A 14,463-nucleotide genomic window follows, 5' to 3' on the forward strand; every position below is an offset into this window, starting at 1 on the left:
CTTCGGGTCTTATAAAAAGAAATTGTAGTATTTTTCTTGCCAAAGCATCACCTCCATAGAACACTTTATGTCGGAAGTGGCTGGTTGGTGAGGACAAGCAACTTAATTTTTTCAAAAATGGACAACAGTTTTTTGGTTATGATTTAGCTTTTGCACCTTTTTCGATCTTCTTGTTCCAAAGTCTTTTACACTCAAGCAGCTCGAAGTTTTCATCGATTTGAAGTTTATAGATATCAGGTTTTGAGCTGCTTTTCCAAAAATCAAAATGGAGCTGGTCAGAAAAAAAGTTCATCGTACAGGTCATGATATGCCCGTGAATTCCTATTGCAACCTTTTTTCCTTTATGGGTCGAAATGATATCTCTTAGTGCCGCAATCCCTCTCATCTTCACAGCTTTGTTGGATTCTCCCCCAGGGTATTGAAAGAAAGGATCTTCAAAAACATGTTTTTTAGCCTCCATGGGGTCATTAAAATGGTGACTCCTGGAAGCCAGGTCCCTTTCCCTGAAACGCTCATCTCGAATGATTTCTTTGTTTAATTTTCCCGCTAGACCTTCTACCGTTTGAATAGCCCGTGTATAGGGACTTGATACAATGTAATCTATGTCTTCTCCGATTAATATCTTGGTGACTTCTTTTGTATCTTCCCATCCCTTAGAAGATAAACCTCTCGTCTCTTCTTCATCTAACGAAAAGACAGAATGTGCGTGTCTTACAAAATAGACTTCTGTAATCATTGGATTCTCTCCTATTATTCATTTACAAATGAAGTTCAATTAAGAAATGGTTAAATACGATTATCCAGATGATTTTTTTACTTTTCTAACTCAAATCATCCAAGTCAATTTCCTTAATGATTCGGGCTGGATTTCCACCGACCACTACATTGGAAGGCACGTCCTTTGTAACCACAGCTCCTGAAGCGATCACCACGTTATCCCCTATCGACACACCTGGATTTATGATCGCCCCTCCACCAATCCAGCAATTGTCTCCAATGAAGACAGGCTTGCCATATTCCGGACCCTTGTTCCGCTCAATAGGATTGACGGGATGTGTGGCTGTATAAATATGTACTCCTGGTGCAAGCATGCAATTTTCTCCGAAACGCACTTCGCACACATCCAGGATTACGCAGTTAAAATTAGCAAAAAAGTTATTTCCTGCGTGGATGTTATATCCGTAATCACATCTGAAGTTTGGCTCTAAATATATGTTTTCTCCAGTAGAGCCAAAAAGCTTCTTAATCGCTGTAATTCTCTTATCGCTTTCTTCCTCTGTTGTAATATTCAACATTCTGGTTAAATAACGGGCTTGTCTTCTCTCTTCCGTTAATTCAGCATCCCAAGGCTCATAAAGTTCTCCTTCGAGCATTTTCTGTTTTTCGGTTTTCATGGGGACCTCCAAATTCTTAGTGATTGAAATCATAGTATCTCATAGCTTCTAGAATGCGCAAGCGATTGCATTTTTTTTCAATCAATCACTCTTCATTTAGATAGATTTAACTGCCATGATACACCAAAACGATCCTCTACCCATGCAAATTTCTCACTGAATGGAGATTCCTCCAATGGCATCAGCACTGTCCCTCTCAGGGACAATTGATCATACACGCGGTCTATTTCATCTTCAGAATCACAGGCAACAAATAATGAGATAGCTGGTGAGAATTGGTGCTCATACCGATTTGTATTATCGATGGCCATATAGGCTTGACCTTTTAATATGAACGTTGCATGAAGTACGGAGCCATCCTCATGGTACATTACATTCATGATCTCGGAATCATCGAAAATCGATGTATAAAAAGTCATCGCCTCTTCAGCTTTACCGTTAAACATGAAAAAAGTCGTGATTTTTTGATCTGTGTACATGAATCCCTGCACTCCTTTTTTGAATTTTTCACACATGAATGAATACCATACAATGGTATTATAATGGATTCAGGCTACCTTCACTTCTTTTATGAAGGTAGCCTGTTAAAGTGCACATGCATATTCGTCCCGATCTCTTATGATCGGAACGAATAAGAAAAATCATTTGGTGCTATCCAAAGCAGAAGATTGGTTTCCTCCAGTAACAAGATGACTTTCCTCTGTTTCCTGACAAATGCGGAGTGAAGTGGCGTATAAGAGTTGAACACCCTTTTCGATATCTTCCATTTCCGCATATTCCAATGGATTATGGCTGATTCCTTTTTCGCATCGGACAAAGATCATACCATAATCACTGATATAGGACATGATCAATGCGTCATGGAACGGACCGCTCATCAAGGTTGGACTATCGAATCCGAGCTTATCATCTTCCTCACCCATGATTTCTTTGATCCAATCGGCACAATACCTCGGTTCACTTCTGGTATCTTCCTTAATTTCATACTTAAGTTGGTGAGCTGAAGATGTTTCTTCGATCACTCGATACAGTTTCTGTTCAAGTTCTGTTCGTGCTTGAAGGTCGACATCACGAAGATCGATGGTGAATTCCACCTTTTCGGCAATAATGTTCCTGGAATTCGGAAACACCTGCATGCTTCCTACCGTTCCCACTGTCGTGTCCGTCCCTTCCTCCTTCACAAGCTCGTCGAATTTCCTGATGATTTGTGAAGCACCGATAAGGGCGTCCTGCCTCATGGACATCGGAACAGATCCTGCATGTCCTGCAAATCCTTCAAGAGTCACTGTCAGCCATATCGGCCCGGAAATTCCCGATACGATCCCTACCGGCCTGTCTTTCCCCTCGAGGACTGGCCCTTGTTCTATATGAAGTTCCAGGAAAGCAGCTATATCGCCTTTCTTGTATACAGGACTTTCTGTCACATCTGTATCGACACCAAACTCTTTTAATGCTTCCCGCCTTGTCACGCCATTCTTGTCCCTCCGCTCAAGCTCTCCTTCTTCCAGCATCCCGGCCAGCGCCCTGACACCAAAAATTCCTTTGTTGAAACGGCTTCCTTCTTCATCGGAGAAGCATATTACTTCAATCGTACGTTCTGGCACTATGCCATTGTCCTGCATACTGTGAACAACTTCAATTGCCCCCAGCGCCCCTACAGTACCATCAAACCTCCCCCCGTAAGGCTGTGAATCAATATGTGAGCCAAGCATCAAAATCGGTTTTTCTTTATCTCGTCCTTCTAACCTGCCAATCAGATTTCCGAATCCATCAATCCTGGCCGTTAATCCCGCATCTAGCATCCATTTTTTCACCATATCCACACCCTGGCGATCTTCCTTCGAGTGTGCCAAACGGCAAACCCCTGTTTCCCCGATCTTCCCGATTTCAGCTAACTCTTTCAGATGACGATTTAATCTTTCACGATTGATATCCATAGAATCACCCTTCGTTAACAATTTTTGAGACTCATCGTAATTGTACAGTTAGTGGCCTTGCTGGTCATTAGACACATTGTCTAATCAATAAACCTAGTAAACAGTAGGAACGAAAATGTATGTAGTGAGCTTTTCTGTTTAGACTAGGTTCGATAGCAATCACATGATATCCTTCATGTTTTACAAAATTGCAAAAAAAAGAGAGGTTATTCACCTCTCTTAATAGTTGGCCGTCCGTTTGGATTGCTGCATTGAATAGATCAATATTCCGAAGAATACGAGTACGGCTCCCAGAATCAAGCCCAACGAGACAGTTGCGATGGACAGCATCTTGAATACGACGCTCACGGCAACTACCATGTATAGAATGGCTAACATTCGTTTGACGATCACACCAGAGAATCGCTTCAGCTGGATCGAACCGATTGGTGTCCCGATCAACGCCCCGATGATAAGAAGAATACCGTGTCTATAGTCAAGTGACTCACCTGTGTACATAAATGATGTAATCCCTGATAATACAATAATTGATGCAGCAGATATACTGGTGCCGATCGCTTTATTCAGATCAAGCTTTAGCCACTTCGTAAGTAATGGAGTCATGACAAAGCCCCCGCTGACTCCCATAAGGGATGAAATCACACCGGTGAACAAGCCGATGACCGGTGCTGTAGAGGCACCTTTTGGTTTCGTGTCCTGTTTCCGTTTACTGAAGAATTGATAAGAAAACCAACTTAAAATGCCAATATAGACAATTGAAATAAATGTGGATGCTCCGTTGATGGAATCCAGCCATCTTACAAATGGTACCGTCAGGACAGATCCTATCACTCCTGACACCCCAAGGAGAACAGCCAATTTCTTATTCACATTTTGCAGCCTCAAGTGAGAGAGAGTTCCCGTCACCGTCGACCCAAGCGTAAGCATTAAGGATAATATGATGGCCTGACTCGGTTCATACCCAAGGACCAGTAAAGTAGGCGTCAGGACAATCCCGCCTCCAATACCAAAAAAACCCGATATGATGCCAATGACGGCACCACCTATCATAAATAATATCCATTCCATATCGTACATCACTTCCTTCACGTAACATTATACCTCTATATACGCTATAATAGAAATGAATAATGATAATATAGTCGATTACGTTTTATAATGGAGGCGTGTTATGCAACTGGACTGGATCAGAACTTTCGTTACTCTCGCTCAACTGCAGCATTTTACCAAAACAAGTGAATATCTGAATTTATCCCAGCCTACCGTCAGCGTTCATGTTAAAAAGTTAGAACAGACCCTCAGAACGGAACTGATCCATCGGTCATCTACCAATCAGCATTTCGAATTGACACGAGCTGGAGAGCAGGTGTTTGAAAAAGGAAAAGAAATGATGGACTTATGGAGGTCTATGGAACAAGTCAACCAGAAGAAAGAGGAAATCCCTTTACGAATCGGTTCCACACATACAGTCAGCGATGTTTTGCTACCGGATTTTGTAAAAAAAATTAAGGTCCTTTATCCTCAAGTCCAATTACAATTAATGATACATAACCATGAAACGATTGTGGAAGCTCTGAATTCGAATGAAGTCGATCTTGCCCTGGTGGAAGGAACGAGGGGATTGGAGCCGTTTCATGTAGAAGTAATCAGTCGGGATGAACTCCGTTTCTTTGCAAGCAGTAGGATGAATCCTCATTCTTCCCCTTTCATTCTTAGGGAACAGGGCTCCGGTACGAGGGAATATGCTGATGATTTCTTAAAGTCAGAGAGAATCGTTCCTGTTGAAATCCTCGAAGCTAGCAGTCATTTTCTTATTAAGCAACTTGCTGTGAGGGGACTCGGCATCGCATTTCTTTCAAGCTCCATGGTCAAAGATGAAGTGCTCCATGGGAAACTTGTCCCAATAGAACCGTACATCATCCACCGCCCCTTCTATGCGGTGCACCCTGAACATGCTACTTCAATCTCCTTAATTAGAGAATTGGTGTCTTTGATTGAGAATCCTAATTGATGAGAGGGACGGACCTCAAAATGAGGTCCGTCCCTATTCAAGCAAGACTTGATATATAATTATCTTTTTCAAGCAATGCTTGATAGGCAAATTTCTGAGCTAAAGGTAAACTTAGATTATATTTCTAAACGAGGTGAGTGTATTGTTTGATATGACAAAGGTTGGGAAACGCATTGTACAGTTACGGAAGGGAAATAACATAACACAAATGGGGCTTGCTGATCAGCTTGGGGTTAGTTTTCAAGCAATCAGTAACTGGGAAAGAGGACACACCATGCCCGATATCTCCAAGCTGCCTGAACTGGCAAGGATTTTCAATATCACCATCGATGAATTATTAGGTCATACCAAAGGAGCAAAGCTGGTGAGCGAACTAGCCGAGAATGAAGCATTGGCTGATACTCAATCAATCGATAAAGATGAGTTCCTACATGCTGCACCTATACTCACGATGAAACAGGCAGATAAGCTCTATCAAAACGTAGAAGAAGATCTATCTCAAGAGGAGATTTCATCAATAGCCCCTTTCCTCCATCAGAGTTCAATTGACGCATTAGCACATAAACAATTTCATTTGAGCGGTCTTGAAGGTATGGCCCCTATCGCACCTTATATCAGTCAGGAACTGATAGATGAATGCGCCAGAAAAGAGGCTGAAGAAAGAAGTATCGAGGGATTGACACCAATGGCTCCCTTCATCAGTCAAACTGTCATTGATGAATGCGCTAACAAGGAATTCGAAACGAATGGAATAGAAAGCTTAGCCTCAATGGCTCCTTTTATCAATCAAGACGTCATCGATACTTGTGCGCAGAAACAGTTCCATTTACAGGACTTACATTCTTTATCCTCTCTTGCACCGTTCATCAGTGAAAATACTCTTCACTCATGTGCGAAAGAAGGTTATCTCAGGGACGGACTTCAATCAATCGTATCCATCGCACCGTTCTTAAAGAAAGAGCTTCTTAATGAGCTGGCATTGGACGCCTGTGAGAAAAAAGGAATGAAGGAAATCATTCCGATTATGCCATTTATTGACCAACATATACTACATGATCGTCTTATGAAGTGATAAAAGAGGGACGGACCTAAGCTTTGAAGCAAAGGTTTGTCTCTTTGCTTTCCAAATCACCTAAGCCATATATTTTGAGTGATTAAAGAACTTTTTACACATCCATGAACGCTATGGTTTCCTTTATTCCCTGCTCAAATGAGGTGATGCCGACATTCCCCATGAACGCCTCCAATTTTCTCCCTGATAGGATAGTAGGTTCAGAATTAATATATTGCATCTCAATTGCTTCACGCATTCCTTTTCCTGCAAAGATTGCAAACAATGTAAACAACGGTTTCGAAATGAAATATAGTTCCTTTTCTTCTCCAAGGACGTTTTTTAATAACCTTTCGATTTCTTTTCCAGTTAATGCGTGACATCCTGGTATATTCCAATTTTGACCGTATACATTATCATGAATCGCTAAGTCCACCATCATCCTTGCTCCATCTTTCGTGTAAACAAATTCCCGAAGGATGTCCTCTGGACCAACAAACCCTGCTTTCTTCTTCTTCAATAACTGTTGGAGAGTATAGTGTATATACGTGTTTGTAGCGTTAGGTCCATAAAAGTCGGGAAAATGGCAAATTAATGTTGGCACATTGGCTTTCTTTAATAAATGGTCCATTTTCAATCGAAGTCTACCTTTACGTGTATGTGGATCTTTTTCCATATCCTCTATCAGCATTTCTCCCCTGCTTCTTCCATAAGCATAAATATTATCGACTACCGCCAACTTGGCATTATATCTTTCAGCTGCACTTATGATATTAGATGTAATACTCAATAACTTATCTTTCCACTCTTCATAAGGAAGGTTCATCGCTTGAAAGATTACGTCACACCCTTTTGAGGCACAAATGAGCTGCTCTCTATTCTCTGCATTCCCAGCCTTTATAGAAACAAGCTCTATCCCGGCAAACAGCTGAGTTAATTTTGATTCTCCCCGGGCAAAAGCAACGACTTCTATTCCTCTACTCACCAATTCCAATACAAGTGAATAACCCATTCCCCCAGATGCCCCGACTACAATAGCCTTGTTCATATTTCGTTCCCCCTTAATTAATTAACCACCGGTCAAATAAATGCAAAAAATTTTATCCTAATGATTTTAGGATAAAATTCACATGTATCATTGCCAGCATTTCGACTTCATTATACGTTTCATCACAACGACAGTAATGACTCACAAACCCGTGCAACGATAGAAAAATGGACCATGTCTCTTGAATCGTGACCTTTCGATTGGTTAATTCAATGAGTGTACTTGCAAATTTCTCATAAGATTCGTTCGGTCCCTTGCTCACATAGTTCTTCACTTCATCATCTGAAAGTAAAAACATCATTTCATACTGACTTTTGTGCGTCAGACCGAACCGAATATAAGCAAGAAGTACTTCTCTTAGCTTCCCTTGATGATCCAAATTTAAATTCATCACATCTTCAAGCCAACGATCCAACAGTTTGAAATCTGTTTCAATCATTGCATAAAACAAGTCTGCTTTATTCTTAAAATGATAATAAATGGACCCGTGGCTGTATCCAAGTTCAGATGCAATCTGCCGGATAGAAACCTGCTGGTAGCCTTTTTTACGAAATAGCTCACGTGCAGCCGTCATTATCATTTCCTTTGTGAGTTCCTGTTCAACCGCTTTTCTTGGTGACATATTATTTAACTTCCTTTTATTGACCAGTGTATAATTAAATAATATTCCTAACAAATAGTATTGTCAACAAATTATTTTCTGAAATTTCAAATTTGAGGGACGGACCTTATCTTAAGGCCCGTCCCTCTTCATCACTTCCCAATAAAACCACCTTCGGATTTGATTAATTGGCCGGTGATCCAACCGGATTCCTCACTTGCTAAGAACTTGATCAATCTTGCTGCATCTTCTGGCTTTCCGATTCGGCCAGTAGGGAACAATGGGAGTAGATGATTTCTAATTTCATCATTGATCCAACCGGAATCGGTAGGTCCGGGATCGATTGAGTTCACTGTGATCCCGATGGGTGCGAGACCGACTGATAAAGGTTCTGTGATACCAATCAACATTCCTTTTGTAGCAATATAGGCTAAATTGTTGGGGTCGGGTCCTTTTGAAACCAAATTGATGATCCGGCCATGCCTACTGTCTGGAAAAGCCATTTCATACCGCCTGGCAAACTCCATTGTAAGCATAAGAGTTCCGCTGTTGTTCACCTGGTAATGTTTATCCAAGATGTTTGCATCCAATGTTCGAAAGTTAGAAGGGGCTTCGTATGTAGCATTGTTCACCAGAATCGAAGGAGGACCGAGCTTTTCCTGTACCAGATTCATCAATCTAGTGGAGGCTGCTTCTTCACTCAGGTCCAGTTCCTTCCCAAATGCACGAACTCCTGTATTTTGTAATTCAACACATAATTTTTGCGGAAAATCTTTGTCTGCACCCGTTCCACTGGCCTCATCAAATGACGTCCAATGGGTGAAAAAAATATCAGCACCTGCAGATGCCAGAGAACGGCAGATGGCTGCTCCAATTCCTTTCGAACGGCTTGCCCCTGTAACAATGGCTATTTTCCCTGTCAAATTTGTCATGTATCATACTCCCTTTTCATCTGAAAGCGCGGCGTCACTAACTTTTTTATAAATCCTTAAGAACACGCCAGGCATTTTCCACCTTGAACTCATCAGCTGAGATTCTAATTACATCCTCTGAGGGGTTAGCTGACCTATATAAATCAGGAAAGCGTCTATCAACGTAATATCGATGGTAAACCTCATCCTTCCAACCCGTTAATACAAGAAAGTGATTCTTATCCTTTAAAGAAAACGCATATGTACCACCTACCATGCCTGCTGTAGCAGCCATTCCAGGATTCCAGATTTGCTCCTGCTGTAAGATAAAATGCTCCTTCTTATTTCCCTTCAGATCAACTAGTGAGATACGAACACACTGGCTCTGCATAATTACGGCTCTCATCTCATTAACCGTTTTTAACACTGAGCCGACTTCATCGAATACGTCAACATCAATAGAAGAATATGTGCTTCCTTGACCGAAAGTAGAAAAAATCATATCATGCACTTCTTCCATAAAAATCTCATAGGCCTTACGTGTTTCCCAAAATGCATACACACAAGCCACGTTCGGCTGCTTGTTACTCCAGCCTCCCAATTGTCCCATGAATCCCTTCACTGAACTGAGTCTACCCCATTGCTGCTGATATTCAGAGAAAGCGTCCCTTTGGTCGTCGTTCACTTTGCAATTGATTCTTTTGATTAACATGTCATCACCTTACATATTTTCATAGATTTCTAGAAGAGTACCTTCTGGGTCCCGAAAATGAGCAACCTTCATGCCCCATTCAACTTTTTCCAAGGGTATTGTTAGAAAATCAACTTTATCTTTCAGCCGTGCATATGTTGCTTCCACACTCTCAACTTCAAAAATTATGACTGTTTGGTCAAATTGGTATGGTTCCGTAGTGTTATTTGCACCAATTGCATCCATCATCTGTTTACGTTCAAATATGCCTAAATGCGTATGTCCAACTTTAAATTGTCCATATAAGGAGTTTTCATCCCCCCACGAAACCTCAAAACCCATAATGTCTCTGTAAAATAAAAAACATCTTTTGTAATCATTCACCAGTATCCTTGTATGTGTTAATTCCAAGTAAATATCCCCCTCTCACGACGTAATTAATACCTCAATGATTACAGAAGAACCCTGGATGATTCGACCTCCACCCGCCGGGAGGTCGATGGCTAAAGAACCAGCCCGGGTCGCACCAGGTGGGTACATATAAATCCCTTCCATTTGAAGGGCGCCATTGATATATACGTTCACATAACTGTACTGGCAGCCATTGCAGGAAGAGCTGTTACAGCTGTTTCGGTATCCTAAAAGAAAACAATAGCATCAATGGTCAAGGTGGCACCTGCCTCCGCAACTGCAGTAGTGACATTAATAAACCTTGCTGCTTCTGGTCCTACAAAAATCGATGACGTAGAAGTTGCTTGAATTTTCATTCGTTGTAGGGCAAAAATAATCCCTCCTTTCATAAATGAAATTCTATTACTCTATTATTTTATATGTTCGTTTTAGTAGATTGATAAGGATTTTACTGGATTGAATAGAAGTGACCAGACTTAAAGCTATTATTCTAATTTAGCTTATTAATAATAGAACACCAACTGAGCGCATTTATAAAGTTCCTGTTGTCACAGTATCATTGTCCCGTGCCTCCTCCAGAATCCCGACCTCCACCCATCGTGTAATTCCGGTCTTCTCCCGGCCTGGCACCAGGATCTATCCCAGGGGTGTGCCGATTACTGCCTCTCCGTTTACGCCTAATATCGATGGCTATTGCAAATAGTAATATTCCAACAATCATCACCACGAACCAAGTCATTTCAATCCCTCCCTTCTTGATCTTATGAAGAATCAGGCATTTACATGCAATCCGAATAGAAGCTCCCACTAATCAATTCCAATTATTTCAAATCCAACACCGAAACTCAATAATGGAAAACACACCTCGTAAATGGATACAAGGTGTGTTTTTACAGGATGAAAAATAATCAAAAAACTGAATTATGTTCAACCTAATATTAATTAATTGTGAACCACACATTTAGTTCTCCTGAAATGACTTTCTGTATCCATAAAATGAGCGGTATCCTTTTTGTTCGTAATAAGTATGTGAAGAAGTGTTTGCCAGCATCTCAATCCTAGTATCGGGATAGATATTGTGAACATATTGAAGCAAGGTATCACCTACACCCATTCCCCGAAACTCTTTTTTAACCAATAGTTCACAAATATAAAGGCTGATTGATTGATCTGTAAGTCCTCTGACATACGCGATGATTTCATCTTTACGCATGGCTACAAAGGCTACATTGGAGTTGTTCCAGGCGTTCTTTGTGCTTTCATGCTTCTCTACGAGGGTATTCCATTGTTCGTCAACGTTCAGTTTATGTATATGGATGTAATCTTCGGTTGTATATTTTCTGATCACAATATCCTGATCGTTTGTAAGCCTGATTCGCATTGGATCACTCCCTTACTGAATACCTATAAATAACGAATACCTCTTTACTTTAACATAATTATCCAAAAATTCTTGCTATTTTTTTAAAAAAGAAGCTAATTCTCTGAATTAGCTTCTTGAACAATTGCAGATTAACCCCATTCCACTACAGGTTTGCTTGTTTGTGGCGGAATTCCCAATTCTTCAGCAGCAGCAAAAATAAATTCTTTTCTAAAATAGTAGCTTACATGGTACACGATCTTTCCATTCTCCACTTCCTGGTACTGGATATCATGGATTTCAGGTCCGTTCCCTTCCTCTGAAAGCAGTACGATGACGCTGCGTCCCCATAAGTTGTATTCTAAAGCCCTCATACCAGGGAGACCAAATTTCATCGATCCGGTACGCATCTCGTCCTTACTGTATTCCTGGAAACCGAGGGCGGCCTCATTGTGTGCTTCATCACTGACCAATGCCAAAACAGCTTCTATATCACCCTCGTTTATTGCATTGAGATAGGCTTTAATTACAGGGTCAGTTTCATGATCAGGTGTTTGGGTGCTATTCTCCAGTAAATCTACAGATTGCAGTTTCTCCTTCATACGGCGGACCGTTGCATAAACCGCACCAGGTGTCGTCCTTACCATACCAGCCACTTCCTTCGCATCGAACCTGAACACTTCTTTTAACAAAAAGACTGCGACCTGTCGGGGGGAAAATAGATCAAATAGGATGTGTAAGGCTTCCTCTGCCTCCAGTCCATTTGATATTTCTTCATGATGGAGAACGTTTTCTTCCAGGATACCGACATTTCTTTTTTCTTTACGGCACTGGTCAATCCAAGTGGTTGTCGCCATTCGATACAAATATGCTTTCGGGTTGGTAGGGTGCCACCTCTGATAGTAACCTCCAAAAGCCTTTAGGATGGTATCTTGAAATAAATCCTCCCCATCCCACGGAGAACCTGTTAAATACCGGCAATACCTCCACAACCCGTCTTTGAAACCTTCAATCATCCGATTAAATTCATTTGCCAAATCCCTATTTTTTTCCGAAAAGGATTCTTTCTTCTTTTCCTGCATGTTTTTCCTCCTTTAAAATTTTTCGTTCGTATGTAAAACGTTTAGGCTATGCTAAATTATACTCAATCTGCTAAATATGTAATGAAAAATTTTAGACATTTCATTTTTGTATTACCCTAATATTCTATTTTTCAGCATGATATAAAAGGAGGACCCACCAATAATATCAATTCTTACAATCATTTTCTCTGAAGAAAGTTTTCTATCTTTATGTATAAAGGAAGAAGAATTCCCTGTAAAAATCAAGATACCAGCCGTCCACCGAAAAAAAGGAAGTATAGAAGAAAGCTCAGAGTATCTCTGAGCTTTCAATCAATCATTTTGATTCAAATATGATACTTAGAGATGAATAAATCTTAGAACGCTACATTATTTATCAATCTTCATAGGTTCATTCTGAAACTGAAGGCCTTTCTCGATACTATCGATATCGCAAAGCGGTACAAAACTAGTTGTACCTGGAACAAGAAGGTCGTCGATTTCCAGTACACTATGCTTCAAACTTCTAAATCTACCAATGAAGATTCCTGCTGATGCGTCTCCAATTCGAGTTATCCCAATGGTATCCCCGCAACGAAATTGCTCCATAATAGTCTTCTCTAATCCAATGACACAACAATTACACGTATCCACTTGTTGATGATCACTATGATCATCCTGCTTGTAAGGATTGTATTTGTTGCAATTACAGTCACTATATTTTCTATTCATATTTCCCCTCCTTTCTATTCAGAGGATACTCTAGTATATGAAATATATAGTAGGAATGTATGGGCATGACTATCAAGTCTACGAAAATGTGTTCAACATTTATGAATTCACAACCGATTCTCTAGCAATCGTAGTGCATGTTGATTATATATTTTAAACACATCCAAACGTTTTCTGGCAATAACAAGTGGGGAATATGATTGTGAACGATTAGAGAGGAGGAACTTCAATGATTGGAGCATCTGGAGTTGTACTGTTTATTATAATTCCACTAATCATTATTGCAGGCATTATTGGAATTACAGTCGGTTACTTTAGAAAAAAAGCGAGGAAAAATAGAAACTTCTAGTATTGAATAGGGCTCAGTATTTATTCTGAGCCTGTTTAATTTTAACTTTCCAGACCAACCATCTTTTTAGAGCTTCTGATGAGCTAATTCTATATTTCTCTTTAAATAATCTGGCAGATCTTGGTGTGATAATATGTCATCTGTAGACAGCCAATGCATATCCTCTACTTCATCCGGACTTTTGGCAAATGGTTCACCTGAATCCGGATAACATAAAAACACGATATCAATAACATAGACTCCAGCATCTGTGACAAATGAAGAACTGTTTACATAAGATATCACGTTCACTTTTAATCCTACCTCTTCAAACACTTCACGTTGTAATGTTCTTTCGAGAATATTCGTAGAATTGCCTTCAAGTTCACACTTTCCTCCAACAAGAGACAGCGTTCCACCTGCATGTTCTTCTTTTTCACTTCGGCGAATCAATAACCAGTAACCATTTCTGTGAATGGCTCCTTCGACATTGACGATGTACATGTTATTCCTCCTTTAACAAGGTAATATCTCTAAATATCCAGCTTCATAGTTTCAAGTTATGCATGTCATCAGTAGGATAAACATTATACCTCTAGTGAGACGTCTGATTAAAAGTCAATTCCCAATATTCCTTTCAATTTCTTCAACAATTTTCCATGAACTTCCGTCGAAACAAGAGGAGTATTCAATGAAGAAATCTTCCATTGATGGATGATCATAACCTCTCCGTCTCCCACTATATTGAAGGCAAACAAAATATTTTTCTGATTCATGTCTTCAGCGGCTTCTTTGCTTTCGTAGTAACAAAACATATACGTGTCCTTATTTTTCATAGAATCCATTAATTTATCGCCGTTCATTTCTTTTACTTCTATCCCTTGAAGTAATTTCAGTGTTTCTCTAATGTTTCATTCATCCGTCACT

Annotated in this window: 19 protein-coding genes; 2 read left to right on the forward strand and 17 right to left on the reverse strand. The window is 40.2% G+C overall.

Going from position 1 to position 14,463, the window contains the following annotated elements:
* Positions 1-136: 136 nt before the first annotated feature.
* The 5 genes from LCL96_RS07975 to LCL96_RS07995 all read right to left on the reverse strand — a co-directional run bounded on the left by LCL96_RS07975 (position 137) and on the right by LCL96_RS07995 (position 4,420).
* Positions 137-736, reverse strand: a complete 600-nt coding sequence (locus LCL96_RS07975) for a histidine phosphatase family protein (RefSeq protein WP_224940868.1) — start codon at positions 734-736, stop codon at positions 137-139.
* 85 nt (positions 737-821) lie between these two features.
* Entirely contained in the window at positions 822-1,394 is a 573-nt protein-coding gene (locus LCL96_RS07980; protein ID WP_224940869.1) for a sugar O-acetyltransferase, read from the reverse strand.
* A gap of 92 nt (positions 1,395-1,486) precedes the next feature.
* Positions 1,487-1,873: a VOC family protein gene (locus LCL96_RS07985; RefSeq protein ID WP_224940870.1), complete on the reverse strand. Its 387-nt coding sequence runs from the start codon at positions 1,871-1,873 to the stop codon at positions 1,487-1,489.
* Positions 1,874-2,035: 162 nt separating this feature from the next.
* Positions 2,036-3,331, reverse strand: coding sequence for a M20 family metallo-hydrolase (locus tag LCL96_RS07990; RefSeq protein WP_224940871.1), 1,296 nt, complete (start codon positions 3,329-3,331; stop codon positions 2,036-2,038).
* A 219-nt stretch (positions 3,332-3,550) separates the two neighbouring features.
* On the reverse strand, positions 3,551-4,420 hold the full coding sequence (locus tag LCL96_RS07995) for a sulfite exporter TauE/SafE family protein (RefSeq protein WP_224940872.1): 870 nt from the start codon (positions 4,418-4,420) through the stop codon (positions 3,551-3,553).
* A gap of 82 nt (positions 4,421-4,502) precedes the next feature.
* Between LCL96_RS07995 and LCL96_RS08000 the strand changes: the two genes are divergently transcribed.
* Both LCL96_RS08000 and LCL96_RS08005 read left to right on the forward strand, forming a co-directional pair.
* Entirely contained in the window at positions 4,503-5,342 is an 840-nt protein-coding gene (locus LCL96_RS08000; RefSeq protein ID WP_224940873.1) for a LysR family transcriptional regulator, read from the forward strand.
* A 151-nt stretch (positions 5,343-5,493) separates the two neighbouring features.
* A complete protein-coding gene (locus tag LCL96_RS08005; RefSeq protein WP_224941340.1) occupies positions 5,494-6,414 on the forward strand; it encodes a helix-turn-helix domain-containing protein in 921 nt (306 codons plus the stop codon).
* A gap of 94 nt (positions 6,415-6,508) precedes the next feature.
* On the opposite strand, the gene LCL96_RS08010 is transcribed toward LCL96_RS08005, so the two are convergent.
* The 12 genes from LCL96_RS08010 to LCL96_RS08065 all read right to left on the reverse strand — a co-directional run bounded on the left by LCL96_RS08010 (position 6,509) and on the right by LCL96_RS08065 (position 14,399).
* Complete coding sequence (locus tag LCL96_RS08010) at positions 6,509-7,441, reverse strand: NAD(P)H-binding protein (protein ID WP_224940874.1); 933 nt, start codon at positions 7,439-7,441, stop codon at positions 6,509-6,511.
* Positions 7,442-7,493: 52 nt separating this feature from the next.
* Positions 7,494-8,063, reverse strand: a complete 570-nt coding sequence (locus LCL96_RS08015; protein ID WP_224940875.1) for a TetR/AcrR family transcriptional regulator — start codon at positions 8,061-8,063, stop codon at positions 7,494-7,496.
* A gap of 131 nt (positions 8,064-8,194) precedes the next feature.
* On the reverse strand, positions 8,195-8,974 hold the full coding sequence (locus LCL96_RS08020; RefSeq protein ID WP_224940876.1) for an SDR family oxidoreductase: 780 nt from the start codon (positions 8,972-8,974) through the stop codon (positions 8,195-8,197).
* A gap of 46 nt (positions 8,975-9,020) precedes the next feature.
* The gene (locus LCL96_RS08025; protein ID WP_224940877.1) at positions 9,021-9,665 is read right to left on the reverse strand and encodes a YdbC family protein; all 645 of its coding nucleotides are present in this window, start codon (positions 9,663-9,665) and stop codon (positions 9,021-9,023) included.
* Positions 9,666-9,674: 9 nt separating this feature from the next.
* Positions 9,675-10,055 (reverse strand): VOC family protein, encoded by a 381-nt coding sequence (locus tag LCL96_RS08030; RefSeq protein ID WP_224940878.1) that lies wholly within the window; start codon positions 10,053-10,055, stop codon positions 9,675-9,677.
* A 15-nt stretch (positions 10,056-10,070) separates the two neighbouring features.
* Positions 10,071-10,184: a hypothetical protein gene (locus tag LCL96_RS08035; RefSeq protein ID WP_224940879.1), complete on the reverse strand. Its 114-nt coding sequence runs from the start codon at positions 10,182-10,184 to the stop codon at positions 10,071-10,073.
* Between the two features lie 427 nt (positions 10,185-10,611).
* Positions 10,612-10,794: a hypothetical protein gene (locus LCL96_RS08040; RefSeq protein WP_224940880.1), complete on the reverse strand. Its 183-nt coding sequence runs from the start codon at positions 10,792-10,794 to the stop codon at positions 10,612-10,614.
* A 222-nt stretch (positions 10,795-11,016) separates the two neighbouring features.
* The gene (locus tag LCL96_RS08045; protein WP_224940881.1) at positions 11,017-11,436 is read right to left on the reverse strand and encodes a GNAT family N-acetyltransferase; all 420 of its coding nucleotides are present in this window, start codon (positions 11,434-11,436) and stop codon (positions 11,017-11,019) included.
* A gap of 131 nt (positions 11,437-11,567) precedes the next feature.
* A complete protein-coding gene (locus LCL96_RS08050) occupies positions 11,568-12,497 on the reverse strand; it encodes a sigma-70 family RNA polymerase sigma factor (RefSeq protein WP_224940882.1) in 930 nt (309 codons plus the stop codon).
* A 369-nt stretch (positions 12,498-12,866) separates the two neighbouring features.
* Positions 12,867-13,085, reverse strand: a complete 219-nt coding sequence (locus LCL96_RS08055) for a hypothetical protein (RefSeq protein ID WP_224940883.1) — start codon at positions 13,083-13,085, stop codon at positions 12,867-12,869.
* A gap of 538 nt (positions 13,086-13,623) precedes the next feature.
* On the reverse strand, positions 13,624-14,040 hold the full coding sequence (locus LCL96_RS08060; protein ID WP_224940884.1) for an NUDIX domain-containing protein: 417 nt from the start codon (positions 14,038-14,040) through the stop codon (positions 13,624-13,626).
* 107 nt (positions 14,041-14,147) lie between these two features.
* Positions 14,148-14,399, reverse strand: a complete 252-nt coding sequence (locus tag LCL96_RS08065; RefSeq protein ID WP_224940885.1) for a hypothetical protein — start codon at positions 14,397-14,399, stop codon at positions 14,148-14,150.
* Between the last annotated feature and the right edge of the window lie 64 nt (positions 14,400-14,463).

It is taken from the genome of Rossellomorea aquimaris (genome assembly GCF_020172085.1).
In the GTDB taxonomy this organism is placed as follows: domain Bacteria; phylum Bacillota; class Bacilli; order Bacillales; family Bacillaceae_B; genus Rossellomorea; species Rossellomorea aquimaris_E.